Origin of the sequence: Methylomonas koyamae (assembly GCF_001644025.1) — a bacterium.
Taxonomy (GTDB): Bacteria; Pseudomonadota; Gammaproteobacteria; order Methylococcales; family Methylomonadaceae; genus Methylomonas; species Methylomonas koyamae_A.
On record NZ_LUUK01000013.1, the window covers coordinates 1 to 23,001 of the forward strand.

General features: G+C 59.0%; 25 protein-coding genes. 12 read left to right on the top strand and 13 right to left on the bottom strand.

The features are described from left to right. The 3 genes from A1355_RS01190 to A1355_RS01200 form a co-directional block, all read left to right on the top strand. Nucleotides 1-833, top strand: an 833-nt coding sequence (locus tag A1355_RS01190; protein WP_064024151.1) for a PfkB family carbohydrate kinase, incomplete at its 5' end; no start/stop codon positions are given. Nucleotides 834-1,078: 245 nt separating this feature from the next. Beyond that, entirely contained in the window at nt 1,079-3,604 is a 2,526-nt protein-coding gene (locus A1355_RS01195; RefSeq protein ID WP_064024153.1) for an ExeM/NucH family extracellular endonuclease, read from the top strand. 65 nt (nt 3,605-3,669) lie between these two features. Continuing rightward, nucleotides 3,670-4,239: a hypothetical protein gene (locus A1355_RS01200; RefSeq protein ID WP_064024155.1), complete on the top strand. Its 570-nt coding sequence runs from the start codon at nt 3,670-3,672 to the stop codon at nt 4,237-4,239. Nucleotides 4,240-4,286: 47 nt separating this feature from the next. Here the strand turns inward: A1355_RS01200 and A1355_RS01205 are convergent, their stop codons facing one another. Continuing rightward, on the bottom strand, nt 4,287-5,018 hold the full coding sequence (locus tag A1355_RS01205; RefSeq protein ID WP_064024157.1) for a DUF5765 domain-containing protein: 732 nt from the start codon (nt 5,016-5,018) through the stop codon (nt 4,287-4,289). A 246-nt stretch (nt 5,019-5,264) separates the two neighbouring features. Between A1355_RS01205 and A1355_RS01210 the strand changes: the two genes are divergently transcribed. The 3 genes from A1355_RS01210 (at nt 5,265) to A1355_RS01220 (ending at nt 8,756) form a co-directional block, all read left to right on the top strand. After that, nucleotides 5,265-7,289: a reprolysin-like metallopeptidase gene (locus A1355_RS01210; RefSeq protein WP_197471682.1), complete on the top strand. Its 2,025-nt coding sequence runs from the start codon at nt 5,265-5,267 to the stop codon at nt 7,287-7,289. Between the two features lie 261 nt (nt 7,290-7,550). Next, the gene (locus A1355_RS01215; protein WP_064024161.1) at nt 7,551-8,201 is read left to right on the top strand and encodes a hypothetical protein; all 651 of its coding nucleotides are present in this window, start codon (nt 7,551-7,553) and stop codon (nt 8,199-8,201) included. A 63-nt stretch (nt 8,202-8,264) separates the two neighbouring features. Continuing rightward, nucleotides 8,265-8,756, top strand: coding sequence for a glutathione peroxidase (locus A1355_RS01220; protein ID WP_064024163.1), 492 nt, complete (start codon nt 8,265-8,267; stop codon nt 8,754-8,756). On the opposite strand, the gene A1355_RS01225 is transcribed toward A1355_RS01220, so the two are convergent. From A1355_RS01225 to A1355_RS01245, 5 genes are all read right to left on the bottom strand, one after another. Continuing rightward, nucleotides 8,753-9,919 (bottom strand): flagella assembly protein FlgT middle domain-containing protein, encoded by a 1,167-nt coding sequence (locus A1355_RS01225; protein WP_064024165.1) that lies wholly within the window; start codon nt 9,917-9,919, stop codon nt 8,753-8,755. The two genes, A1355_RS01220 and A1355_RS01225, sit on opposite strands and share 4 nt — an antisense overlap. After that, entirely contained in the window at nt 9,909-10,589 is a 681-nt protein-coding gene (locus A1355_RS01230) for a hypothetical protein (protein WP_064024167.1), read from the bottom strand. Before A1355_RS01230 ends, A1355_RS01225 begins: the two co-directional genes overlap by 11 nt. A gap of 90 nt (nt 10,590-10,679) precedes the next feature. Then, entirely contained in the window at nt 10,680-11,015 is a 336-nt protein-coding gene (gene rsfS / locus A1355_RS01235; RefSeq protein ID WP_064024169.1) for a ribosome silencing factor, read from the bottom strand. Beyond that, on the bottom strand, nt 11,016-11,657 hold the full coding sequence (gene nadD / locus A1355_RS01240) for a nicotinate-nucleotide adenylyltransferase (protein WP_064024171.1): 642 nt from the start codon (nt 11,655-11,657) through the stop codon (nt 11,016-11,018). It abuts the gene before it with no gap. Next, on the bottom strand, nt 11,657-12,895 hold the full coding sequence (locus A1355_RS01245) for a glutamate-5-semialdehyde dehydrogenase (RefSeq protein WP_082885292.1): 1,239 nt from the start codon (nt 12,893-12,895) through the stop codon (nt 11,657-11,659). The genes nadD and A1355_RS01245 overlap by 1 nt, the downstream gene beginning before the upstream one ends. A 396-nt stretch (nt 12,896-13,291) precedes the next feature. On the opposite strand from A1355_RS01245, the gene A1355_RS01250 reads away from it, so the two are divergent. From A1355_RS01250 to A1355_RS01270, 6 genes are all read left to right on the top strand, one after another. Beyond that, complete coding sequence (locus A1355_RS01250; RefSeq protein ID WP_064024175.1) at nt 13,292-13,984, top strand: thiopurine S-methyltransferase; 693 nt, start codon at nt 13,292-13,294, stop codon at nt 13,982-13,984. 162 nt (nt 13,985-14,146) lie between these two features. Continuing rightward, nucleotides 14,147-14,299 (top strand): hypothetical protein, encoded by a 153-nt coding sequence (locus A1355_RS25525; protein ID WP_168031802.1) that lies wholly within the window; start codon nt 14,147-14,149, stop codon nt 14,297-14,299. Between the two features lie 9 nt (nt 14,300-14,308). Continuing rightward, nucleotides 14,309-14,833, top strand: a complete 525-nt coding sequence (locus tag A1355_RS01255) for a cytochrome C oxidase subunit II (protein WP_064024177.1) — start codon at nt 14,309-14,311, stop codon at nt 14,831-14,833. Then, on the top strand, nt 14,826-16,445 hold the full coding sequence (locus A1355_RS01260) for a cbb3-type cytochrome c oxidase subunit I (RefSeq protein ID WP_064024179.1): 1,620 nt from the start codon (nt 14,826-14,828) through the stop codon (nt 16,443-16,445). Before A1355_RS01255 ends, A1355_RS01260 begins: the two co-directional genes overlap by 8 nt. A 2-nt stretch (nt 16,446-16,447) precedes the next feature. Further along, on the top strand, nt 16,448-17,098 hold the full coding sequence (locus A1355_RS01265; protein ID WP_064024260.1) for a c-type cytochrome: 651 nt from the start codon (nt 16,448-16,450) through the stop codon (nt 17,096-17,098). Nucleotides 17,099-17,175: 77 nt separating this feature from the next. Next, nucleotides 17,176-17,964: a hypothetical protein gene (locus tag A1355_RS01270; protein ID WP_064024181.1), complete on the top strand. Its 789-nt coding sequence runs from the start codon at nt 17,176-17,178 to the stop codon at nt 17,962-17,964. Nucleotides 17,965-17,974: 10 nt separating this feature from the next. On the opposite strand, the gene A1355_RS01275 is transcribed toward A1355_RS01270, so the two are convergent. From A1355_RS01275 to rsxG, 7 genes are all read right to left on the bottom strand, one after another. Further along, a complete protein-coding gene (locus A1355_RS01275; protein WP_064024183.1) occupies nt 17,975-18,898 on the bottom strand; it encodes an HDOD domain-containing protein in 924 nt (307 codons plus the stop codon). An 18-nt stretch (nt 18,899-18,916) separates the two neighbouring features. Beyond that, on the bottom strand, nt 18,917-20,218 hold the full coding sequence (locus tag A1355_RS01280; protein ID WP_064024185.1) for a sigma-54 interaction domain-containing protein: 1,302 nt from the start codon (nt 20,216-20,218) through the stop codon (nt 18,917-18,919). 329 nt (nt 20,219-20,547) lie between these two features. Continuing rightward, nucleotides 20,548-21,012, bottom strand: a complete 465-nt coding sequence (bfr, locus tag A1355_RS01285) for a bacterioferritin (protein ID WP_064024262.1) — start codon at nt 21,010-21,012, stop codon at nt 20,548-20,550. 23 nt (nt 21,013-21,035) lie between these two features. Continuing rightward, nucleotides 21,036-21,239, bottom strand: a complete 204-nt coding sequence (locus A1355_RS24225) for a (2Fe-2S)-binding protein (RefSeq protein WP_082885286.1) — start codon at nt 21,237-21,239, stop codon at nt 21,036-21,038. Between the two features lie 2 nt (nt 21,240-21,241). Further along, entirely contained in the window at nt 21,242-21,505 is a 264-nt protein-coding gene (locus A1355_RS01290; protein ID WP_064024187.1) for an RnfH family protein, read from the bottom strand. 12 nt (nt 21,506-21,517) lie between these two features. Continuing rightward, on the bottom strand, nt 21,518-22,222 hold the full coding sequence (locus tag A1355_RS01295) for an electron transport complex subunit E (RefSeq protein WP_064024189.1): 705 nt from the start codon (nt 22,220-22,222) through the stop codon (nt 21,518-21,520). A gap of 41 nt (nt 22,223-22,263) precedes the next feature. Next, nucleotides 22,264-23,001: an electron transport complex subunit RsxG gene (gene rsxG, locus A1355_RS01300; RefSeq protein WP_082885287.1), complete on the bottom strand. Its 738-nt coding sequence runs from the start codon at nt 22,999-23,001 to the stop codon at nt 22,264-22,266.

Here is a 23,001-nt window from a genome sequence, read left to right on the forward strand (position 1 = left end):
ACTGTTTCCCCGACGGCAGCCGGGTACTGGGCGGTGCGCCGTTCAACGTCGCTTGGCATCTGCAAGCCTTCGGCGACCGGCCCCGCTTTATCAGCCGGGTCGGCGGCGACGCGGCGGGCAACGACATCCTGGCCGCGATGACCCGCTGGGATATGGACCCGTCCGACCTGCAAATCGACCCGAGTCGGCCGACCGGCACCGTGGCGGTCAGCATAACCGACGACCAACCCGATTACCAAATTCTCGACCGCCAAGCTTACGACTTTATCCAGCCTGTCCAGCCGGGGACCGGCGACGGCCTGCTCTATCATGGCAGTTTGGCGCTACGCGGCGAGGTTTCGGGCCATACGTGGACCGATCTAGCGAGCGCCTGGCGCGGGCCGGTGTTTTTAGACGTAAATTTGCGCGCGCCCTGGTGGCAACCCGGCCGCATTTTCGATTTGATCGCCGGCGCCGATTGGCTGAAACTGAACGACGCCGAGCTGGCCCAACTCTTCCCCGGCACTCAGGATATCGCCGACAAAATGCGCCTGATCGTTCGAGAATTCGATTTGCAAGGCATTTTCGTCACCTGCGGCGAAGAAGGCGCGCTAGCTCTGACGCCCGACGGCGAACTACTCGGCGTCACCCCGAACGCCCGGCTCGAAGTCGCGGACACGGTCGGCGCCGGCGACGCCTTCGCCGCCGTGCTGCTGCACGGCATCGCCTCCACTTGGCCCTTACCGCTAACGCTACGCCGCGCGCAGGATTTCGCGTCCGCGCTGGTCGGCAGGCACGGCGCGACAGTCGAGGACCCCGCTTTCTATCAACACATCCTGGCCGGCTGGCAATAATCCCGCCGGGCGGGCCGACCGCGATCGCGGCGAGGGTCCAAACATTGGCCCAAGCCTGTATTACATTTCACGTAATCTTCAGCAAACCGTCACGCATCCTTAACCCAGTGTCGGCGTTTTAACGCCAAAATGATCGCCGGCTCAAGCACCCGCTCGGCTCGGCTCGGCCGGGCTTCAGACCGGGTCGGGCCTAGCCGGGCCAAGCGCCCGTTCGCGTCTACATTTTTTTCCGAGATACTCCGACCATGTTCAGAAGACGACCCCTCTTCAAACCGGCACTGACCACGCTGGCCGCGCTGGGCTTATTCGGCGGCGCTCAAGCCGCCACGCCGGTATTCATCAACGAAATCCATTACGATAACACCGGCACCGACAGCGGCGAAGCCGTTGAAATCGCCGGCCCGGCCGGTACCGACCTTAGCGGTTGGTCGTTGGTGCTCTACAACGGCAACGGCGGCGCCAATTACCGAACCGCGACGTTAAGCGGCGTCATCGCCGACCAATCGGGCAGCGGCTTCGGAACCTTGAGTTTCGGCTTTCCGACCGATGGTATTCAAAACGGCGCGCCGGATGGGATCGCTTTGGTCGATGCCAATCAGGTCGCCGTACAATTTTTAAGCTACGAAGGCACGTTCAACGCGGTTGGCGGACCGGCCGCCGGCCAAGCCGGCACCGACATCGGCGTGTCCGAGTCCAGCGCCACGCCGGTGGGATTTTCGCTGCAATTGCAGGGTAGCGGTCAGGTTTACGAAGACTTCCTTTGGGCTAGCGCATCCGACGACAACTTCGGCGCCGTCAACGCTGGTCAAAGCTTTGCCGCCGCGCCGCCGGACTCGACCGACAAATGCGGCGATCCCGCCACCGCGATTAGCGCGATCCAAGGTAACGACATCGACAGTCCGTTGGTTGGCACACGCCAGACGATAGAGGCCATCGTCACCGCCGATTTCAGCGGCGGCGCCAAACTGAACGGCTTCTTCGTCCAGCAAGCCGACGGCGAGACCGACGCCGATCCAACCAGTTCGGAAGGCCTGTTCATAGCGGCGTCCGCATCGATCCATGTCGGTGACCGGGTACGCATTTCCGGCAACGTCGCCGAAACCTACGGCATGACTCGGCTGGAAAACGTCTCGCCGCCGCAGGTCTGCGCCAGCGGACAGGCGCTGCCGGCCGCCGTCGCGGTCGAGTTGCCGTTCAGCCCGGACAACCGGCAGGAAAGCCGAGAAGGCATGCTGGTAACCCTGCCGCAAACCCTGACCGTCACCGAAAACTACAATCTGGCTCGCTATGGCGAATTCCTACTCTCGTCGGGCGGCCGTCTGCTAACGCCGACCCAAGCCGCCGAGCCCGGCGCGCCTGCCCTGGCCATCGCCGCGCAAAACCTGGCCAATCAACTGCTGGTTGACGACGGCGCCAATCTGCAAAATCCCGATCCCGTGATTTACCCCGAGCCGGCCGGTCTGAGTGCCGCCAATACTTTAAGGGTCGGCGACAGCGTAAGCGGCGCGACCGGGATCTTGGCGTACGACTTCGGCGCCTACCGTTTGCAACCGACTCAAACATTGACGCTGAATGCGGACAACCCTCGCGACCAGGCGCCCACGCCGGACCGACGCACATCCTTGACCGTCGCCAGCTTCAATGTCTTGAATTATTTCAACGGCGACGGCAACGGCGGCGGCTTCCCAACCGCGCGCGGCGCCGACAGCCCGGCCGAATTCGCCAAGCAACGCGCCAAAATCGTCGCGGCCCTGACTCGCCTAAACGCCGATGTGATCGGCCTGATGGAAATCGAGAACGACGGCTACGCCGCCAACAGCGCCATCGCCGACCTGGTGGCCGGGCTAAATCAAGCCGCCGGCCCCGGCACCTATGCCTATATCAACCCGGGCGTCTCGCCGGTGGGCAGCGACGAAATCGCCGTGGGTCTGATTTACAAACCGGCCAAGGCCTCTCCGATCGGTCCGGCGGCCATTCTGAGCTCAGCCTTCGACCCGGCATTTATCGATACCAAGAACCGGCCGACCATCGCCCAGACTTTCCGCGACAAAACCTCCAACAAGTTGCTGACCGTCGCGGTCAACCACCTGAAATCCAAGGGATCGGCTTGCGACGATGTCAACGACCCGGATACCGGCGATGGCCAAGGCAATTGCAATCTGACTCGCACCGCCGCCGCCCAGGTGCTGACCCAGTGGCTCGCCACCGACCCCACCCATACCGGCTCCGCCAACGCGTTGATCGTCGGCGACTTGAACAGCTACGCGGAGGAAGATCCGATCAGCGCCCTAAAATCGGCCGGCTATCGCAATCTGCTGGAGAATCTGGTCGGCAATCACGCCGCCTACAGCTACGTGTTCGACGGCGCTTCCGGCTATCTGGATCACGCCTTGGCAAATACCGCTCTAACGCCGCAAGTCAAGGCCGTCTCGGAGTGGCACATCAACGCCGACGAGCCGAGGGCGCTGGATTACAACGAGGAGTTCAAATCGGCCGGGCAGATCGCCGACTTTTACGCCGCCGACGCCTATCGCTCGTCCGACCACGACCCCTTGTTGGTGCAATTATTCGTGGCCGGCGACCTGGACAGCGACGGCGATGTGGACAGCACCGATGCCGCCGCGGCCAAGGCGCAAATCGGCCAATGCGCGAGCCGGCAGACGTTCAACCGCGAAGCGGATTACGACAATAACGGCTGCGTTTCCTACGCGGATTACCGGACTTGGTACGGCCACTACCAGCGGTATCAAACCGCCGCGACCGGCCTCTAAGCCGGCACGGCCGGTCGGCATGACGCCGACCGGCCGCTTTTTACTTTCATTTACCGGAACATGCCATGAAAACACTGAGTTGTATTTTGATTCTGACCGCTGTCGGCTTGTGGCCTACCGCGGACGCTGCCGCCTTGAGCCTTAGCCTGATTCCGCGGAGCGCGACCGTCACTGTCGGCGATACCTTCGCGGCCGACGTGGTCGCTCACGACCTGTTCGGCGACGCGGACTCGGACGAGTTGCTGCTGGCCTTCGGTCTAAACCTCGGCGATCTGGACGACGAACGTCTGGAGTGGACCGGCGTCAGCGTGAATCCGGTGTTTAGCGACGATTCTGCCGCCGTGGGCCTAACTGCGGCCGGCTCGACCTTTCCCGGACTGAGCGCCGACGACACGCCGGCAAATATGACACTCGCCACGCTGTACTTTCGGGCGCTGGCGGCGGGTAGCGCCATCGTCGGCATACGCGGCGATTTGGCCGATCCGAATCAAGGCCTGATTTTTTTGAACCGGGGGCCGGTGGCGATTGCCGCCGATTTCAACCTGAGCATCGTCGCGGTACCGTTACCAACCGGCGCGCTGCTGTTTGCATCCGGTATGGCGGCGATGCTCGTTAGAGGCGGACGCCGCGCCTGAAAATTGGGCGGCGGCCAGAAAAAAGCCGGGCCCCGGCCCGGCTCGATTCAGGATTGCTGCTTGGCGAACCGACCGGACCAGTCGTCCGGCCGCGCCGCGAACAACTTTTTGAATTGCGGCATGAAGCTGGCGGTGATCGGAATCGAATAAAAGCAATACATCGCCGCCGCCTCGCCGGTACTGACGCCGAACAACCATTGCGGCATGAACAGCGTCATCATCGCCATCCCGAAATGGTAAGACGCGATCCGCCAGTTGTGCTTCCAGACGAAACCGCTGAGCGCCAGCGCGAACAAGGAACCGTGGGTCACCAAGGTACCGAAGGCGCTGGAAATGGCATAACCGATATGATAAATGCCCATGAACAGGCAGGAGTTCATCCGACCGATGAAATTGGGCTCCAAACCGAACAATTGCCACTCGTTCGGCAGCCGGCCGAACACCAGAAACAAGCCACTTAAACTCGCCCCGGCGATGAAGGCCTTCTTCAAGGCCGCCGGGTCGCTCGAATACGTCGCCAAGGCCGGCATGATCGCGAAGGCCTGCAGGCTGATATGTACCGAGGACAATTCGCTAAGCAGCAGATTGGTACCGTAGCCGCATTGGTCGGCGACCGGATAGGCGAAAAACTGAATGAATTCCATCAGCGAAAAATGAAAAATCGCGTAAGCGCGGGCCAACCTGACCCAAAACGCTTCGTCCTTGTCCAGCACAGTCACGGTCGCCGCGGCCAAACCCGCGACGCCCAAGCCCAACGACATATCGGCGCTAAAACACATAGTGAATCCGTATCAAAAAGTCAGACAAAACAGCCACGCCGGTGGCCTCCTCTCGCCTCGGCCGGTAATTTCGGGCTTCGGCCTGGGAACGATACACGGCCCCGGCGTTTATTGCAGCTTTTTATGGTTTTAACCGGATTATTTCCTAACGGACTAAATCTTTCGTCAATCGGTTTTCCGGAAGTCCGAGCTGTGGTATTCTTGATCAGAAATTGCGAAGCCCGTCACATTCAAGGTTATCAGCGGATGAAAATCAACCAGAACTTACGCTACCTCTCTCTGGCTGTCTGGCTCGGCGCGACCAGTGCGCTGGCCGACGGCGCGCGCGCGACTTTGGTCGAACCACCGCATCCGATTTATCACGTGGTTCGCGATCAAACCCTGGCCCAGGCGGCGGCATCGATCGCCAATCGCGGCGGCTTCGGCTTCCGGATCGCCGCCGGCCTGGAATCCGACCGTTTGAATCGCAAGCTGGCCGCCGCCGATTGGCCTGCGGCATTGGCGCAATTGTTAGAGGATTACAACTACACGCTGGTCGGCGAACCCGGCGCGATTCGCTCGGTTCTGATCAGCGGCCGCCGTCACAACGGCCTTGTAGACCCGACATCCGCCGGCATCGCTATCGAACCGCGCAAGGTCGACGGTCTGCCGGAACGTTACCGCCGCCTGAAACCCGGCTCGGCCATGCCGGTCGAACTGCCAATGGCCCAGTTGCGGCAACTGAAAGCCGGCGACCGCACACTTCTCGATCTGCCGATCGGTCAATACCAAGTCGAACACGACCGCCGCACCGACCATGCCGACGGCTCATCGACCTGGACCGGCCATCTCGCCGACGAAGGTCTGGGGTACCGGCTGAATCTGTCCGTCGGCGCGGCCGGACTGATGGGCAATCTCTACACGCCGGACGGTGAATATTTGATCGAAGGTGCCGGGGAGGCCGCGGTGCTGGTCGACCTGCAGCATTCGGGCCTGACGGCAGGCGGTTTCGACGGCGACCATATCGAACCGTCGGGTTTGCCGGCGCCAACCGAAATGGCCAAGGCCAGCCTATCGACCGAAAGCCTGAGAACCAAGGCCGAGTCGCTAAGGGCGGACGCCACCGCGCTGAATCAGGAAGCCACGAATCTGTACGGCAATTACACCGATAACCAACAACTGGTCGCCAATGCGCAAACCGCCTTGACCGCGGCCAAGGCAAACACCGCAACCGCGAAAGCCGAGCTGGCAAGCCGAAAGCAGACTCTGAAATCGGCACCCAAGGACGCAACCTTGCAAGCGGCGGTCGCCAGCGCCAAATCCGCGCTGAATGCCGCCAAAGCCGCTGAAAAACAGGCCAACACCAACCTCAAGGCGGTCAAGAAATTCGAAAAATCGGCACTGTCCGCCTACAACAAAAAGATCGCCGCGTATAAAAAGGCCAATACCAAGGCCGAAAAAGCCGAAGCCGATTACGCCGCCCGACTGAACGAGACCGGCGGAGGCAATACCGAAAATAACGGTAATAACGGAAACGGCGGCGGCAATACCACCGAAACCAACGTCGTCGACGTGATGGTGCTCTACACCACGGTTGGACAAAGCGCCGATTACGCCAAGCAGCGCATTCAATATCTGGTCGATGTCAGCAACCAGGCTTACCGGGACTCGGGCATCCACGCCAGTCTGCGCCTGGTGCATACCGAAGCCAGCGCCTATACCGAAACCAACCTCGACAACACCGCATTGGACGATCTGGGCGCCGGTAACGGCGCGTTTGCCAATGTCGAGGCTCTGCGCAACCGCTACGGCGCCGATGTGGTGGTATTTTTCCGTCCCTTCTACCATTTGGCGTCGGGCCAGATGTGCGGCATCGCCTACCAGGGGTTCTACAACGGCGGCGATGCCTATCCGTTCTTGGCCTATGCGGTGGTCGGCGACGGGTATTCCTTGGAATCGGATAATTACTATTGCACCACCGGCAGTTTCGCCCACGAAATCGGCCATACGCTCGGTAACGTCCACGACCGGGAGTTTAGCAACTTGCAAGGCAAGTTCGAATATTCCTACGCCTGGGGCATAGACAACCTGTTCGGCACGATCATGAGCTATTACAGCCCGCAAATCCTGCTGTTCTCGTCGCCGTCCCTGAGCACGCAATGCGCTGGCGGCCCCTGCGGCTATCCGGCCGGGTCGATACATTCGTCCGACCAGACCGCCACGACCAACTATACCGCGCCCTTTGTCAGCGCATACCGACAGACCCAAGTGAGCGTACCGTCGATAGAGTGACGCGGACGCCACTTAAATAGACTTCATAAGTTTTTCAAGGATTTATGATATAAATCACCCCGATTGGCCGGCCAGCCGCCGACCGATCGCCGCGCCCCGAAAGCGCTACCGCCAAGGTAACGCCGGCACCAGGACGAACGGAACGCGGAAGCGCAACGATGCTTTGAACCGGACCGTGCCGCTGGGCCGAGCTCAGCCTGAAACCACTACAGGCCCGACGTCCATTCCGGATCGATAACAACAATAACCAGGGGAAAGCTCATGATCCAAATTATCGTCGTCTCAACCATTTTTTCGCTATTGCTGCTGGGTCTGTTGGTCTGGGCGATCAAACGCAAGATCGCCCTTCGCCGGCAGCTGGAAACCGCGCAAATTGCAACGCCTGGTTCGGCAATGCTAGCCGACGCGAACCCACAACACCTGAACGCGCCGCCCGCGGCGGAACCGACATGCGCCGAGCCTGCAAAACCGAGCGCCGCGCCTGTCAACCTCGGCGCCGTCTCCGCGGTGCCCTTGCCGCACACCGCGAGCGATACGGCGATCCCGGAAGACTCGGTGCTGCGCCGCCATTTTCTGGCGATGCGCCTCGCCGAGCGCGAGCAACGGGCGAGACCTTATCCCACCGATTCCGTGCTGCGCCGACACTACGACGCAATGCAAAAAGCGGCACTCGAAACGGCATCCGCAGTGCGACCGGCGTCGGCAGCCGGCCACCAGCCGGCCCGCCCCATACCCAAATCAGCGCAGCTGCCCGAGGACTCGGTGTTGAAACGGCACGTACTGACGCAATTGCTGTCCGATATACAATCCCAATTGCCGCCGCAACCGACCGACTCCGCGTTGAAGCGGCATTACGCGGCGCTGTTGCAAACCGAACTGGACAAACGCCTAACCGGCGGTTTTCCGGCCTGAGGGTCAACGCCCCGGACCGGCTCCCGCCGGTCCGGGCCACCCACATTCATCGACAAAGCTACCATGGACACTATTTACCGGTTTTCAGCCGTCACCCTGAGCGGCGCGCCGTTGGTACTCGACACCTTCCGCGGCCAAGTACTGTTGATCGTCAATACCGCGAGCCGTTGCGGCTTCACCCCGCAATACCAAGGCTTGCAAGCGCTATACCGCGAATATCGAGACCGAGGCTTCGCGGTGTTGGGCTTTCCGTGTAATCAATTCGGCGCCCAGGAACCCGGCGACAGCCAGGCGATCGGCGAATTTTGCGCGATGAATTATCAAATCGACTTCCCGATATTCGAAAAAATCGAAGTCAACGGCGACGGCGCACATCCGTTGTACGCATTTCTGAAGGCTAGCGCGCCGGGCGTGCTGGGTTCGGAAGCGATCAAATGGAATTTCACCAAATTTCTGATCGGCCGGGATGGTTGCGTCAAACAACGCTACGCGCCACTGACCGCTCCGGAGACCTTGCACGGCGACATCGAAGCCTTATTGGCGGAAACCGTTTAACGCGACTGAAAACTCTTGACCCAGTCGCCGGGCCGGACAATGGCGGCGCCGGCGTCCATTTGACCGACGGCGGTCGCGGCACTAACGTCGACGATGGTCAAAATGCCGCTGGGGTCACCCAAGCCGGTATCGGCCCGATTCTGGGCCAGTGGATACACCATCAATTTGTCGCCGGCCTTGACCTTATCTTGCGCCCCGGCGGCAATCACGACACGACCGGATTCAACCCGCGCCACCCGTGTAGCGAACGGGTAACAGCCGAACATTTTGTGTATGTCTTCCGAAGCCTGAGTAATGATCTCATCGATCTTATGGCCGGCAGGCGTCGCGTTGAAGCGGTCGCTACCGACCGTGTAGCCGGTCGGCAGGCTGACATCGCCGACGATGGAGTCGGTGTAGCGCTGCTGAAACAACAGCGCCCCGGTAAAGCCGTCGTAAACGAATACGTCGATGCCGATGCTGCGCCGACCGACAAAATCGCGGACCAGCGATTTCAGATCGGCCAACACGCCGGTGCCGCGCACGTACTCGGTGGATTCGATCCGAAAGTCGCGTATCACGCCGGACAGCACGAACTGCGCGTTTTGCTGGCGGGCCACGTTCAACACCATGGATTCGCCGCTGCCCTCGGCCGGCACCAACTCCGGCGCGATGTCCGGTCGGGCGTACAGCGCGGCATTGGTCAGGTTGCGGCCGATAAAGTCGCCTGTTTCCATGAGTCGATTGTTGATCTCGCGAGGAATGCCGCTGTACAAATCCTGGCTCTCGGAACCGCTGAGCTGGTCGGCGTTCATAATCGGAAAGCCGGTCGCGACAATCTTCTTGCGATAGGGAGACGCGCAACGCTCGCTGTCGGCCAACATTGCCAGCACTTGCACGTGGTAGACGGCGCCGTCCTGCCATTCGTCGACCACCTTGATATCGCTGATCAACTGGTCGCCGCGATTGCCGCGCCGCAGCCGAGCCGAAGCCGCGTCGACCGCGTTGTCGATAGCGGCCCGCCGAGCCGCCTCGCGATTCGCACCGGCAATCGCTGCGCTACCCTCGGCGCTAACCTGTCGCGAGGCCGCCAAATCGCTGGCGCTATCGTCTCGCGTACCGGCGCCGCCGCAACCGGCCAACAGCAAAATCAGTAAAACGTGGCTAAAGCCGTTACAGCGCATTGAGGAACCCGTTGGTCAGGAAATAATTCAACAGCGTACGCGCGCCGGTGTTGATTGTCCATTCGCTGTCGTACATGCCGGCATCAAGCAAGACATCATCGACGACATTGGGTTGTTTGGAAAAGCCCTTGACGTGGTATTGGTCGCTACAATCCCGATTGCCGCAAGCCAGATTCGCGGAAACCACGGTAGCCTCCCTGTACCCCAACCGGCTGAAAGCCAGCTTTTGGTCCTGTTGCTGACATTGCCCGACCTGCCCCGCATCGCCCGCCATGCAGCGATAAAAGCGCGGCGTCAAGGTCAGGTCCAACGTGGCTTTCAAATGATCGCGAACGGTACGGTAATCGGCGGGACGGGCTTCGCGCAAATAGCTATCGACGTAAATCCGATAGGCTTCGTCGCGCATCACCTGGGCGCCGACCGTCGAGCCGTTGGGCAGCGGCTCGCGATAAAGTTGAGCGGCCAAATCACGGTAGGCGTCGAGTTTGGCATTCTGCTGGGCTTGCTGCCAGCGTTGCTTGACATTCAGCGCGCCGCTGTCGTCGAAGCGGCTGATACCACTAGCGCTTAGCGTCTTGGATTCGGACAAGCCGGCGGATTTGCCGGCCGGCCCGGCGCAGCCCGCCAGCCATAACAACGGGATGATTAACAGCAGTCTCAGGGTGTTCATGGTTCCTCCTCGGGCTAGCCTAGTCATCGACTGACCGGCCGAAATCTTGAGGAGGACGGCCAATTTAAATCGGCCGCGCCGGCTCCCGGCTCAGGCGGATTTGGCCGGCACCGACCAGAGTTTTTCCAACTGGTAGAACTCGCGCGCCTGGCCGGTCATCACGTGCACAATCACGTCGCCGAGATCCAGCAAAACCCAATCCGAGCCTTGCTCGCCCTCGGTACCGATCGGTTGGATGCCGTTTTCCTTAACTTTCACGACAACGTAATCGCACAGCGACTTGGCGTGCCGCGCCGAGGTCGCGGTCGCCACGATCATAAAATCGGTGATGCTGGTCTTGTCGCGCACGTCCAACGTCGCGATATGCAGGGCCTTGCGCAGATCCAGTTCGGTTTGGACCAATTGGGCTAATTCGGTACTTTGCATTCAGGTTTCCGTAGAGGTCGAGCTTGCTCGATAAAGTTGATGTTGTTGAATATAGGCCAGAACGGCGTCCGGCAATAAAAATCTAGGATTCGTCCCGTCGGCGACGATCCGGCGGATTTGGGTCGCGGCAATGTCCAGCAAGGTCACCGCTTGAAAAAACAACTTGCCCGCCCTGGCGTCGCGCAACTCGTCCCGCCGCGCCGCGAGGCGGGCTCGCATAAAATCGCCGAGTACCGACGGTTGAAAGCCTGGCCGGGCCATCACCACAATATGGGCGTAATCGAACAGGTCCCGCCAACGATGCCAGCCTTCCAGACCGGTGAAGGCGTCGGCACCGACGAACAGCACCAAGCCGGACCCCGGCAACTCCGCCGCCAGCGATTGCAGGGTATCCACCATGTAGGACGGTCCCGGCCGGTCCAGTTCGCGTCTATCGACGCTCAAACCGGGCGTGCCGGCGACCGCCAATTCCAGCATCCGCAAACGGTGCTCCGCCGAAACATCCGGCTCGCCGCGATGCGCCGGCACCCGGCACGGAATCATTTTCAAGTCGTCCAATTCGAAGCATTCGCGCACTTCCAATGCGGTCCGCAAATGCCCGTAGTGAACCGGGTTGAAGGTGCCGCCGTAAACGCCGATCATTATTGGCGGATATGCCCGTCGCCCAACACGATGTATTTCAACGAAGTCAAGCCGTGCAAGCCGACCGGTCCGCGCGCGTGCAATTTATCGGTGCTGATGCCGATTTCGGCGCCCAGACCGTATTCGAAGCCGTCGGCGAAACGGGTCGAGGCGTTGACCATCACCGAACTGGAATCGACCTCGCGCAAGAAACGCCGGGCCTGCGTGAAATCCTCGGTAACGATGGCTTCGGTATGCGCCGAGCTATAGGTGTTGATGTGGTCTATCGCCTCGTCGATGCCGGAGACGATCTTGATCGATAAAATCGGCGCCAAATATTCGGTGTGCCAGTCCGTTTCGCTGGCCCTGACCGCGCCCGGAATCAATGAACAAGTTTTCAGGCAGCCGCGCAACTCCACGCCCTTGGCGGCGTATTGCTCGGCCAGGATGGGCAATACCGCACCGGCAACGCTTTCGGCAACCAATAGCGTCTCCATTGCGTTGCAGACGCCGTAGCGATGGGTCTTGGCGTTCAGCGCGATCGCCACCGCCTTGTCGAGGTCGGCCTTGGCGTCGATGTAAACGTGGCAAATGCCGTCCAGATGTTTGATGACCGGGATGGTCGCCTCGGCGCTAATCCGCTCGATCAGACTTTTACCGCCGCGCGGCACGATCACATCGACGAATTCCTTCATCGTCACCAGCGCGCCGACCGCCGCTCGGTCGGTGGTTTCGACGACTTGCACCGCCTGTTGCGGCAGTCCGGCCTCGGCCAAACCTTGCGCGATACAGGCGGCGATGGCCCGATTGGAATGAATGGCTTCGGAGCCGCCGCGCAAAATGCAGGCATTCCCGGCTTTCAGGCACAGCGCGGCGGCATCGACGGTGACATTCGGTCTGGATTCGTAAATGATACCGATCACGCCCAGCGGCACCCGCATTTGTCCGACTTGAATGCCGGTCGGCCGGTAACTGAGGTTGGTGATTTCGCCGACCGGGTCCGGCAACGCGGCGATTTGGGTCAAGCCCTCGACCATTTTTTCGATACGGGCGGGCGTCAGATCCAGCCTGTCCAACGAAGCGGCATCCAGGCCGTTGGCTTGGCCGGCTTGCAAATCCTTGGCGTTTTCGGCAATCAACGTGTCGGCGTTGGCGGCCAAGGCTTCCGCGATTTTCACCAGGGCCAGATTCTTGCGGCCGGTATCGGCCTTGCTGATCTCGCGACCGGCCTGTCTGGCCTGCTTGCCCAATTGCTGCATGTAGCGGGTTACGTCCACAATGTTACGACTCGTTGATTTTGAAAAAACCGCCATTATAACCCAGACCCGCGCCGGGGCGGCCAACGGTCGCCCCGGCGCGGGTCCAGCCCTCTCAACCCAGCAGTCGCACGGCCGACACAAACCGATTTCGCCGGCCTCGGTTCGACCACTATGACCGCGCTCAGATCGAAGCGCGGCTTGGGCACGCGCCAAACCGGACAAATTCCGGCACGACAACCGGCCCGCGTGTTACCCTTGACCCCAGCGGGCACTTTTGACACAGTCGCTCCGCCGCCGCAAGCGCCTTTTCGGCCTGCATCGCTCTTCTCGCGAAGCGTTGTGCCCGTTCGATCAGAACCTTTTCGAAGCACAACCCTACCGCATAGCGAGTCAGCCATGTCCAACCGAGCCCAGCAACCTGCCACGCCTTCCTCGTCCGCCGCCACCGCCCGCGACAATCCGCTTTGGTTGCAATTTTGGCGAGACCAACGCGACGACTTCCATCAAGCCGCGGTTAATCCCTTACTACGTCGCTTTTGGAACGGACAGGACTTGGCCGAGGGCAGTCGCGTATTCGTGCCGTTGTGCGGCAAGAGCCTGGATCTGATCTGGTTGTTGGAACAAGGCCACGAAGTGATTGGCATCGAACTCAGCCCGGTTGCTGTCGCGGCGTTTTTCCGCGAGAACAGCTTGAAACCCAGCCGTCGAAAAATCGGCAAATTCGTGGCGTGGCGGCATGATCGCCTGACGATATTGTGTGGCGATTATTTTTCGCTGACCGCTACCGATCTCGGCACCGTCGCCGCGGTTTACGACCGCGCGGCATTGACTGCCTTGCCGGAAGAGGTTCGCAAACTTTACGTCGCACATCTGGAGCGCATTCTGCCCGATACCGACAAGATTTTTCTGTTGACCGCCGAGGAAGCCGAAACCACGGAAACGGTTGCCACGCCCCCCGAGATCGCCGCCGAAGTACGGCACCTTTACGCCGAACATTTCGACATCGAGCTCACCCATGCCGAAACGCTGACCGAAGCTGGGGAGTTCGTCGATTACAAGCTGTATCGCCTCAACGCCCACCCGCATTAAAGCAGCTGGAACGCGAGCGCCACCTTGGCGTTTTGCGTCCGCGCGCGATCAGGGTATGATCTCCCTTGCAATAACCAGGGAATAGTCATCGCCAAGAATGACGGGCCGCGAGTCGGCGCTTATTGCTCAATTCCTAAAAATAATTAAACAGGAAGGATGGGTATGACTCGATTAAGCGAAGAAGAACGAAAAAAAATCCTGGAAAGCTCGCCGGTCGGCACCTGGGCGCTGATGCTGATCGTCAGCGGCGGCATGCTGATCGCCTGGCTGCTGATGTATTACGGGGTGTTCCTGCCGCGCGGCCATATCGGTTGAGGGGGCACCATGCATATCGATAAACTGGAACGAAATTGGGCCGGTGTCGCGCTGGGTATCGCCGGCGTGTTCGTCTCGGCCATTCTCGGCTCGGCCTTGCTGCACGGCATACACGCGCCGAGCAATGTCGAAACCATAGACTCGGCCAAACTGCATTTGTCCAAGGAATTCGCCGAGGACAAACTCGGCGCCAGCCGCAATCCGGACGGCAGCGTCACGGTGCGCATGGTGGCCGGCCGCTACGGCTTTTTCCCAAAAACTCTCACGGTGCCGGCCGAAACGCCGATCACCTTCCGCTGGGTCAGCCTGGACGTCATCCACGGCGTCCACATGCCGATGACCAATATGAGCACGATGATCGTGCCGGGCTATGTCGCCCAGGTCAAGACCGAACTGCACCACACCGGCGACTATCCCTTGCTCTGCAACGAGTATTGCGGCATGGGCCACGCCCACATGTGGAGCAACATCAAGGTGGTAGGCAAGGCCGAGTGGGACGCGCTGGCCAAGCAAGGGGGAGAACAACATGGATAACGCAAGCGCGAAAAAACTGGCGCTGACCCATCTGTGGGTCGCGTTCGCCGCCTTCGGTTTGGCGGCGTTGATGGGGCTGTACCAAGTCATTGAACGTAGCGGTTTCTTCGGCTTTTTGGAGTCGCGGGAAGTGTATTACGCCTCGGTCAGTACCCATGGCGTGCTGATGGGCTTTGTACTGACAACGTTTTTCATCATGGGCTTCGGCTACTACGTGGCCACCAGCACGCTGAAACTGCCAATCTGGAACCTAAGTTTCGCTTGGAGCGGTTTTGGCGTTGCCCTGACCGGCGTGGTGCTGGCCGCGCTGCCGTTGCTGCTGGGCAAGGCCTCGGTGTTGTTTACCTTTTATCCGCCGTTGATGGCCCACCCGTTGTTTTACATCGGCGCGACCTTGCTGGTAGTCGGCTCGTGGTTCTGGTGCGTGTCGATGATCGTGATGTACATGCAATGGAAAAAAGCTCATCCTGGCCAAGCGGTGCCGTTGGCGATGTTCGCCACCACGGCCAATGCGATTCTGTGGCTGTGGACCAGCGTTGGCGTCGCGGTGGAAGTCCTATTTCAATTGATCCCGTGGGCCTTGGGCTGGATAGATACGATAGACGCCGGTTTGGCTCGTACGCTGTTCGCCTGGACCTTGCATCCCATCGTCTATTTCTGGCTGATTCCAACCTATACCGCGTTTTATACCCTGGTCCCCAAACAGGCCGGCGGTTATTTGTTCAGCGACGAAATGGCCAGAGCCGCGTTCATTCTGTTGGTTGTATTCAGTTTGCCGATTGGCTTCCACCATTTGTACATGGATCCTGAGCAAGGGCACGGCTGGAAAATCCTGCACGCGATCGGCACCTTCGTCGTCACGTTGCCGACCTTCATCACCGGTTTTACCGTGATCGCCTCGCTGGAAATCGCCGGCCGCCTTAACGGCGGCAAGGGCTTGTTCGGCTGGATCGCCGCGCTGCCGTGGAACAACCCAATGGTGTTGGCGCTAATTCTGGGCTTGCTGATGCTCATCTTCGGCGGCTTCGGCGGCCTGGTCAACGCCAGCTATGCAATGAACGCGATGGTACATAACACCGCCTGGGTATCCGGCCATTTCCATCTGATCTTCGGCGGCACGACCATCATCATGTATTTCGGTATCGCCTATTATTTCTGGCCGGTTCTGACCGGTAAACCGTTGCATTGCCCGTCGTTGGCGATCACCCAATTATGGACTTGGTTCGTCGGCATGATCATCATGACCACGCCCTGGCACATTCTGGGTTTGCTAGGCCAGCCGCGGCGGATAGACAGCGTCAATTACAACAACTTGCTGACCTTGTCCTGGGAGCCCTACGAAGTCACGATGATCTTCGGCGGCACGATCCTGCTGGTGTCCTCCGGCATGTTGCTCTACAACCTGTATAAAACCCAGTGCGGCACGGAAGCCTATCGAGGCGAAGTCGAATACGCCGAACCGATTCATCCGGTCCGGGATTTACCAGCCTATTTGAACAGTTTCGGATTGTGGAACGCGGTCATCGCGGTATTCATGTTGATTGCATTCGGTTACCCGATTTTGCAATTCTTCCTGATGGAAACCTTCGGTTCCGGCAGATGGGGGGTCTGATCATGAAAAACCTATTCTGCTTGATCGCAGTACTGACACCCGCGCTGGTTTGCGCCGAACCCTCGTCGAAACTGGCGTGGACCGCCGAGCAATTGAGCTTGGTTGAATCCGGCAATCCGCAAAAAGGCCGGGAACTGGCGCAAGCCTGCGCCGCCTGCCACGGCGAGCAAGGCATCAGCGCCGTGCCGACCTATCCGTCGCTGGCCGGCCAGTTGCCGACTTATTTATTCAAGCAACTGCAAGACTACCGCGACGGCAGTCGGCAAAATCCGCTGATGAACGGCATCGCCAAAGGCCTAACGCCACAAGACGCGGCCGATGTGGCGGCTTGGTTTTCGACTCGACCGGCGGCGATTTTGTCGGCTAACGCGAAAGGCGCCTATCCGACCGCCGAAAACTTGGTCAAGCGCGGCGACAAGCAGCGCTTATTGCCGCCGTGCGAAGTTTGTCACGGCACCGACGGCAAGGGGCAAGCGCAGGACGTTCCGGCGTTGTCCGGCCAAAGCGGGGATTATCTGGCAGCCAGCTTGCGCGCCTTTAAATCCGGCGAACGTCACAACGACATCTACGCCAGAATGCGGATTCTGGCCGAGACCTTGAGCGACCCCGAAATCGAGGCGCTTGGCTTGTACTACCAGAATAGTCAACAATAGCGAGCGCGAAAATCGCCCTCGCCCGCCCGGCGCCCAACGCGCCGGGCGGCATTTTCGTTTAGCCTCGGAATTCCGCCATGAACTGCGATCCACCTACTCTCGACCGCGCCGGCAAAGGCATCAATCTGATCAGCTTCGGCACCTCAATCAAACTGCTGTTCAGCGGTTACCTGACCACGGTCGGTGCCGGTTATCTGATGGCGCTGATTCAAATCCTGTTCACTCACGGGATGGCCGACGGCAAGTTCGGCCTGTCGTTGGACGACATCGTCTACAGTTATTACGGCGACCGCTCCGGTTCGGTGTTGGAATCGAAACTGAACGGTTCGATGAAGTACAACGCCCCCGACCAGGAACGCTTCAAAATCATCCAGTGGGTGCGGGACGGCGCCGAGGAAGCGACTTACGATCGGGACATCAAGCCGATTGTCGAGACCCGCTGCTTGATGTGCCACAACGCCTCCGCCGGCTCGTTGCCGGACTTCGGCCGATTCGACAATTTAAAGAAACTGGCCGCTTCCAATGAAGGTGCCACGTTTCAATCGCTGATACGCATTTCGCACATCCACCTGTTTGGGATCAGTTTTATCTTCATGTTCGTCGGTATTATTTTCAGCTTCAGTACCGGCGTGCCTTGTAAGTACAAATATCCGGCCGTGGTGATGCCGTATTTGTTTTTACTGATCGACATCGCATCCTGGTGGTTGACCAAGCTTAATCCGCATTTCGCGCTACTGGTGATTCTCGCCGGTGCCGGCCTCGGCGTGGCGTTCGTGTTCATGTGGACAGTATCGATGTACCAAATGTGGATATTGGGCGGCGTGTTGAAACGCAAGGACCGCCGCAACGCGGTCATGCGCGACTAGTGGCGCGAGCTTATTCGGTCAGCTGTTCGGCGGTGGCGACGACCTTGGCCAGATCGTCATTCAGCCTGTCCAGTACTTCCCGGCACGCGTCCTGCGTCAAACCCAATTGCTCGACGGCCTGCTCCGAACAGGTCTGATTGGCGGCATCGCCTATCCCAAGTTCGCCGAGCAAGCTATCGTTTGCGAAAGTCAGCAAATTCAGCATGTAATTGTCGCCTCGGTAACAAGGGTTGTGGTGGTGATAAACGATGTCGGTTACCAATCGAGGCATCGACCAATCGTTCATTAGCCACGCCCCTATTTCGGCGTGATTGACGCCGAACGCGAAGTTTTCCAGGTGAAACACCACCAAGCTGGGATTGGCGGCGATCAAACCGCTCAAATAGGCGAATTCGTCGGGAAAACGGTGGCCCAGCAGAGGAAAACCAATGTTGTGCATCAGCGCCGCCAAAAACAAGGCTTGCGCCGACGGCCGACTCGGCTCCGGCATCGCCGCTGCTAATTTGGCCATCAACTGCGTACTGGCCAGCGCATGCGTCCAAAACATCCGGGTGCCGATCGGCCCGTCCTTGGGCGCTTTCAATGGCGCCAATACTGCTAAGCCCAAGGCCAGATCCATGACAAAGTCGAAACCCAGCACCCGGGTTATCGCATCATGCACCGACGTGATCTTGCCCCGGTAACCGTACAGGGCCGAACTGGCCCAGCGTATGATCTGAGCGGTCAACAAAGGATCAAGCTCGATGATTTCCGCCAACTTGGCGGCGTCGGCGTGCGGGTCCGAAGTCAGTTTCAAGATACGCATCGCGCTACCCGGCAATGGCGGCAAGGCCTTGATTTGAGCCACGGTCTCCCGCATGTCGCGCGGCGGCGTAAATCCGTTGCGTTGCGGGCTGATGCTGGTTAAGGTCCAGTTGATAAGATTGGCTTCCATAACGATATGCTCCGCGACCTAATTCAAATTCAAACGGTTTAGTTTGCGATAAAGCGTGCGCTCGCTGATGTTCATTTCGGCGGCGATCAACTTGCGGTTGCCTTGATATTTGACGATCAGGCTGTTGATGAAATCGGCTTCCAATTCCGCCAAACTGTTCAAACAGGGCTTGCGCTCCGGCGTTGCCGCGACCGTCGCTTCGACTGCGGCCGATTGGTTCAGCGGCTGCATGAAATGCACGCAAGCCTCCGAGACCACGCCGTTTTGCGACAAGCCGGCGGCGAGCTGCAAGCAATTGCGCAATTCGCGAATATTACCCGGCCATCCGTACTGCAGCAATTTGATTAAAGCCTGCTGGTTCAGCCGATAAGTACGGCCGTCGCGACCGCCGAGCTGCTCCAGAAAAAAATCGATCAACACCGGCAGATCCTGTTTGCGGTCGCGCAGGCGCGGCACGTCCACCGGAAACACCGAAAGCCGGTAAAACAAGTCCTCGCGAAACCGGCCCGCTTTAACCATATCGGCCAAATTACGGTGCGTGGCGCAGACGATACGCACGTCCGACTTCAACATGGTCGTTCCGCCGACCCGGCGAAACTGGCCGCTTTCCAAGGCTCGGAGCAATTTGGGTTGCTGCGACAACGGCAGATCCCCGATTTCATCGAGAAACAAGGTTCCACCGTTGGCCAGTTCGAACAGGCCTTTTTTGGCGACGGCGGCGCCGGTAAACGCGCCTTTCTCGTGGCCGAACAATTCGCTTTCGAATAAATCCTCGCCCAGTATCGTGCAGTCGACAATGACGAAATCCGCATCGGCGCGCGGCGATTGGCGATGCACGAATTCGGCCGCCAATTCCTTACCGGTACCGGTTTCGCCCAACAGCATCACCGGCGCCTGGCTGACGGCGGCTTGCAACAACGTGGATTTGAAGCGGGTAAACGCCGCCGACTGGCCTATCATCGTCGGCCCGCTGTAAGCACCGGTCGGCTTGCTGATCGGAGCCAGGGTTTCACCCAAATACAGCGTGCCATCGGCATCCAGCAGCGGAAACCCCCTTACATTGAACGACAGCTCGGGCGGAACGGTACCGACACCGCCATGAACGCCCGCGTAACCTTCCAAGGACTGAAACAATTGCCGGTGGCGGCAGCGACCGCTATCGGCACAACAGGGCCGACCAACCTGCTGCTGCCTATCGACGCCAAAACTTAATTCCCAAGCGCGATTCACCGCGACGATCCTTAAATCGGCATTGATGATCACGAACGGCAGATCGTGAGTCTCCAGCAATGATTCGAGCGTAAAGGCGTTTTGCAGCATAAATCCTTTCAGTGGGCACCGAACTGGCGATCGTTGGCCTTGGACGTCGGACAAGCCATGCGTGTCGTTCGTTGGTCCGGCCGGTAGAGAATCAAGCTGTCATTTTAGCGAGAAACCGACGATTCTGCTGAGCGCTGGGAAAAATCCCGTTGGCGCGATCGGCGCTCCGCAATGTCTTCGGAAAAAACGGCGGACGAACGCCAACACCACGGGCACCCGGTTTTACGCGAACGGGACGTTCGAAAGAAGATAACGTGAGAAGACGAAGCTTGGCCCCTTCCATACAACAGCCACGCGGAGGCGGCCGGATGGAAGAGGCGAAATAGGGATTACATCTGCGATTGCAGGTAATTTTGAATGCCGAGTTTTTCGATCAAATCCAGCTGAGTTTCCAGCCAATCGATATGTTCTTCCTCGCTTTCCAGAATATGCTCCAACAATTCGCGCGAAATGTAGTCGGCCACCGACTCGCAATAGGCAATCGCTTCCTTCAACAACGGCAACGCCAGTTGTTCCAATTTAAGATCGCATTCCAGCATTTCCTTGGGGTTCTCACCGATCATCAAGCGCCCCAAGCTTTGCAGATTGGGCAATCCTTCCAGAAACAACACCCGCTCTATCAAGCGATCGGCATGTTTCATTTCGTCGATGGATTCGTGATATTCCTTTTCGTTAAGTTTGTGCAAACCCCAATTCTTGAACATCCGCGCGTGCAAAAAATACTGGTTGATCGCGGTCAGTTCGTTTTCCAACACTTTGTTTAAAAACTCGATGACTTTTTTATCGCCTTGCATGTCGATTCTCCCGGTGATTCGTTTTAATGATTGGTCGCGGCATGGATGCTGGATGAACAGCCGGAAGATGCTTTGCCGAGCAATCGTTGCGAAAGCTCCCGGTTGCATTTACCGCATTCGCCGCCGACCCCGAAACAATTGGTTAATTGTTTACGCGAGGATACTCCACTGGCGATTGCCGCATCAAGCTGGCGTTCGGTAAATGCCTTACAAACGCAGACGTACATGGCTAAGCCACCCGGCGCCGCTGAACTTGATTGGGATCGGCGGTAATTTTGCGATAGATTTCCACCCGGTCGCCTTCCTTGACCACGGTATCGAGCTTGGCCAGTTTGCCGAAGATCCCGACCTTTTGCGTTTCCAGATCGATTTCCGGGTACTGGCTCAAAACACCGGATAATTCTATCGCCTCGGCGATGGTACTACCTTCCGGCACTTCCAGACGCATCCAGATTTGCCGATCCGCTTGAGCGTAACAAACTCCTACGTTCATCGTTGACCTCGGTTATTCGACGACGGCTGCTTCGATCGGCGCGGCCGGTTGGACCGGTTTTTCGGCGGCCTTGCGATCGAACAGTCGCTTCAAGGCCACCATGAATCCCAACATGATGAATCCGCCCGGCGGTAGCGCCATCAGCAGAAAACCTTTATATTCCGGAATCAACACGGTTTCCAGAAATTGAAAACTTTCACCCAGCAACACCGACGCATTCGCGAACAAGGTACCCGCCGAACTGATCTCCCGCATCGCGCCGAGCACCACCATCGCGGCGGTGAAGCCAACGCCCATCATCAAGCCGTCCCACATCGACGGCAACACTTCCTGCTTGGAGGCGAAGGCTTCGGCCCGGCCCAAAATGACGCAGTTGGTAACGATCAGCGGAATAAACAAACCGAGCACCTTATGCAACTCGTGCATCCAGGCGTTCAGAAACAAATCGACCAAGGTCACCAGAGCCGCGATCAACAACACGAAGATCGGAATCCGAATTTCGGCCGGAATCAAATGCCGGCTGGCCGACACGGCGGCATTGGACGCCAACATCACCACCATCGTCGCCAAGCCCATGCCCAGCCCGTTGGTCGCGGTACCGGTCACCGCCAGCAGCGGACACAAGGCCAAATTCTGGGTCAATACGACGTTGTTGTCCCACAAGCCGTCTTTGGCGATTTTGCGGTAGGGCTCGGAAAACAATATCGAGAGATTCATGGATACACTCCGAAACGAAAACGTGGTTTACCAGGATAGGACTATTCCGCGGCCAGCAGTTCGGCTTGATGAACGCGATAGAATTCCAGACCGCGCCGAATGGCTTGCACGACTTTACGTGGCGTGATGGTCGCGCCGCTGAATTGATCGAACACCCCGCCGTCCTTCTTAACCGCCCATTGTTCGACGGTCAGGTTATCCAGCGATTTGCCGTCGAAAGACAAGGCCCACTTGGATTTGGTAATTTCGATTTTGTCGCCGAGACCCGGCGTTTCGACGTGGGCGATCACCCGCACGCCCAGAATTTCGCCGTTTCGGTCCACACCCATGACCAGACTGATCGGTCCCGCATATCCGTCCGGCGCGATCAGCTTGAAACACACCGCGTTGACCGCGCCGGCTTTCTTGGCCAGATACACCTGTGTTTGCGGCGAGCCCAGATTCGCATCGGCGGAATCCAACATCACGCTATCTTCCAACAAGTTATTGTCGTGCAAATCGGCCGGCACCACCTGAGCCAAATTGGCCTGCAAGTCTTCCTGCAAGCGTAGCGCGATCACGCCGCGGGTAGCCAGATCGGCCAAGCCCAGCAACAACGCCGCCAGTAACGCGAAACCCGCCAAAACGCCGGCCTGAAATTGCAATTGCGGCCGCAAGGCCTGCAAATTCTCGGGTTCCAGCCAGATCGCCAGCTTGCGTTTAAGTGCTTTGCCGGCGGAAATCGCCGCCGCTAGCGCTTCGCCGCCAGCCGCTTGTTTTTGCACGGGATCGGAACTCAT

What these genes read in the sequence shown, in the direction of transcription:
- A1355_RS01195 (WP_064024153.1), top strand. Translation starts at nt 1,079, where the DNA reads ATGTTCAGAAGACGACCCCTCTTCAAACCGGCACTGACCACGCTGGCC.
- A1355_RS01200 (WP_064024155.1), top strand. Translation starts at nt 3,670, where the DNA reads ATGAAAACACTGAGTTGTATTTTGATTCTGACCGCTGTCGGCTTGTGG.
- A1355_RS01205 (WP_064024157.1), bottom strand. Translation starts at nt 5,018, where the DNA reads ATGTGTTTTAGCGCCGATATGTCGTTGGGCTTGGGCGTCGCGGGTTTG.
- A1355_RS01210 (WP_197471682.1), top strand. Translation starts at nt 5,265, where the DNA reads ATGAAAATCAACCAGAACTTACGCTACCTCTCTCTGGCTGTCTGGCTC.
- A1355_RS01215 (WP_064024161.1), top strand. Translation starts at nt 7,551, where the DNA reads ATGATCCAAATTATCGTCGTCTCAACCATTTTTTCGCTATTGCTGCTG.
- A1355_RS01220 (WP_064024163.1), top strand. Translation starts at nt 8,265, where the DNA reads ATGGACACTATTTACCGGTTTTCAGCCGTCACCCTGAGCGGCGCGCCG.
- A1355_RS01225 (WP_064024165.1), bottom strand. Translation starts at nt 9,919, where the DNA reads ATGCGCTGTAACGGCTTTAGCCACGTTTTACTGATTTTGCTGTTGGCC.
- A1355_RS01230 (WP_064024167.1), bottom strand. Translation starts at nt 10,589, where the DNA reads ATGAACACCCTGAGACTGCTGTTAATCATCCCGTTGTTATGGCTGGCG.
- rsfS (WP_064024169.1), bottom strand. Translation starts at nt 11,015, where the DNA reads ATGCAAAGTACCGAATTAGCCCAATTGGTCCAAACCGAACTGGATCTG.
- nadD (WP_064024171.1), bottom strand. Translation starts at nt 11,657, where the DNA reads ATGATCGGCGTTTACGGCGGCACCTTCAACCCGGTTCACTACGGGCAT.
- A1355_RS01245 (WP_082885292.1), bottom strand. Translation starts at nt 12,895, where the DNA reads ATGCAGCAATTGGGCAAGCAGGCCAGACAGGCCGGTCGCGAGATCAGC.
- A1355_RS01250 (WP_064024175.1), top strand. Translation starts at nt 13,292, where the DNA reads ATGTCCAACCGAGCCCAGCAACCTGCCACGCCTTCCTCGTCCGCCGCC.
- A1355_RS25525 (WP_168031802.1), top strand. Translation starts at nt 14,147, where the DNA reads ATGACTCGATTAAGCGAAGAAGAACGAAAAAAAATCCTGGAAAGCTCG.
- A1355_RS01255 (WP_064024177.1), top strand. Translation starts at nt 14,309, where the DNA reads ATGCATATCGATAAACTGGAACGAAATTGGGCCGGTGTCGCGCTGGGT.
- A1355_RS01260 (WP_064024179.1), top strand. Translation starts at nt 14,826, where the DNA reads ATGGATAACGCAAGCGCGAAAAAACTGGCGCTGACCCATCTGTGGGTC.
- A1355_RS01265 (WP_064024260.1), top strand. Translation starts at nt 16,448, where the DNA reads ATGAAAAACCTATTCTGCTTGATCGCAGTACTGACACCCGCGCTGGTT.
- A1355_RS01270 (WP_064024181.1), top strand. Translation starts at nt 17,176, where the DNA reads ATGAACTGCGATCCACCTACTCTCGACCGCGCCGGCAAAGGCATCAAT.
- A1355_RS01275 (WP_064024183.1), bottom strand. Translation starts at nt 18,898, where the DNA reads ATGGAAGCCAATCTTATCAACTGGACCTTAACCAGCATCAGCCCGCAA.
- A1355_RS01280 (WP_064024185.1), bottom strand. Translation starts at nt 20,218, where the DNA reads ATGCTGCAAAACGCCTTTACGCTCGAATCATTGCTGGAGACTCACGAT.
- bfr (WP_064024262.1), bottom strand. Translation starts at nt 21,012, where the DNA reads ATGCAAGGCGATAAAAAAGTCATCGAGTTTTTAAACAAAGTGTTGGAA.
- A1355_RS24225 (WP_082885286.1), bottom strand. Translation starts at nt 21,239, where the DNA reads ATGTACGTCTGCGTTTGTAAGGCATTTACCGAACGCCAGCTTGATGCG.
- A1355_RS01290 (WP_064024187.1), bottom strand. Translation starts at nt 21,505, where the DNA reads ATGAACGTAGGAGTTTGTTACGCTCAAGCGGATCGGCAAATCTGGATG.
- A1355_RS01295 (WP_064024189.1), bottom strand. Translation starts at nt 22,222, where the DNA reads ATGAATCTCTCGATATTGTTTTCCGAGCCCTACCGCAAAATCGCCAAA.
- rsxG (WP_082885287.1), bottom strand. Translation starts at nt 23,001, where the DNA reads ATGAGTTCCGATCCCGTGCAAAAACAAGCGGCTGGCGGCGAAGCGCTA.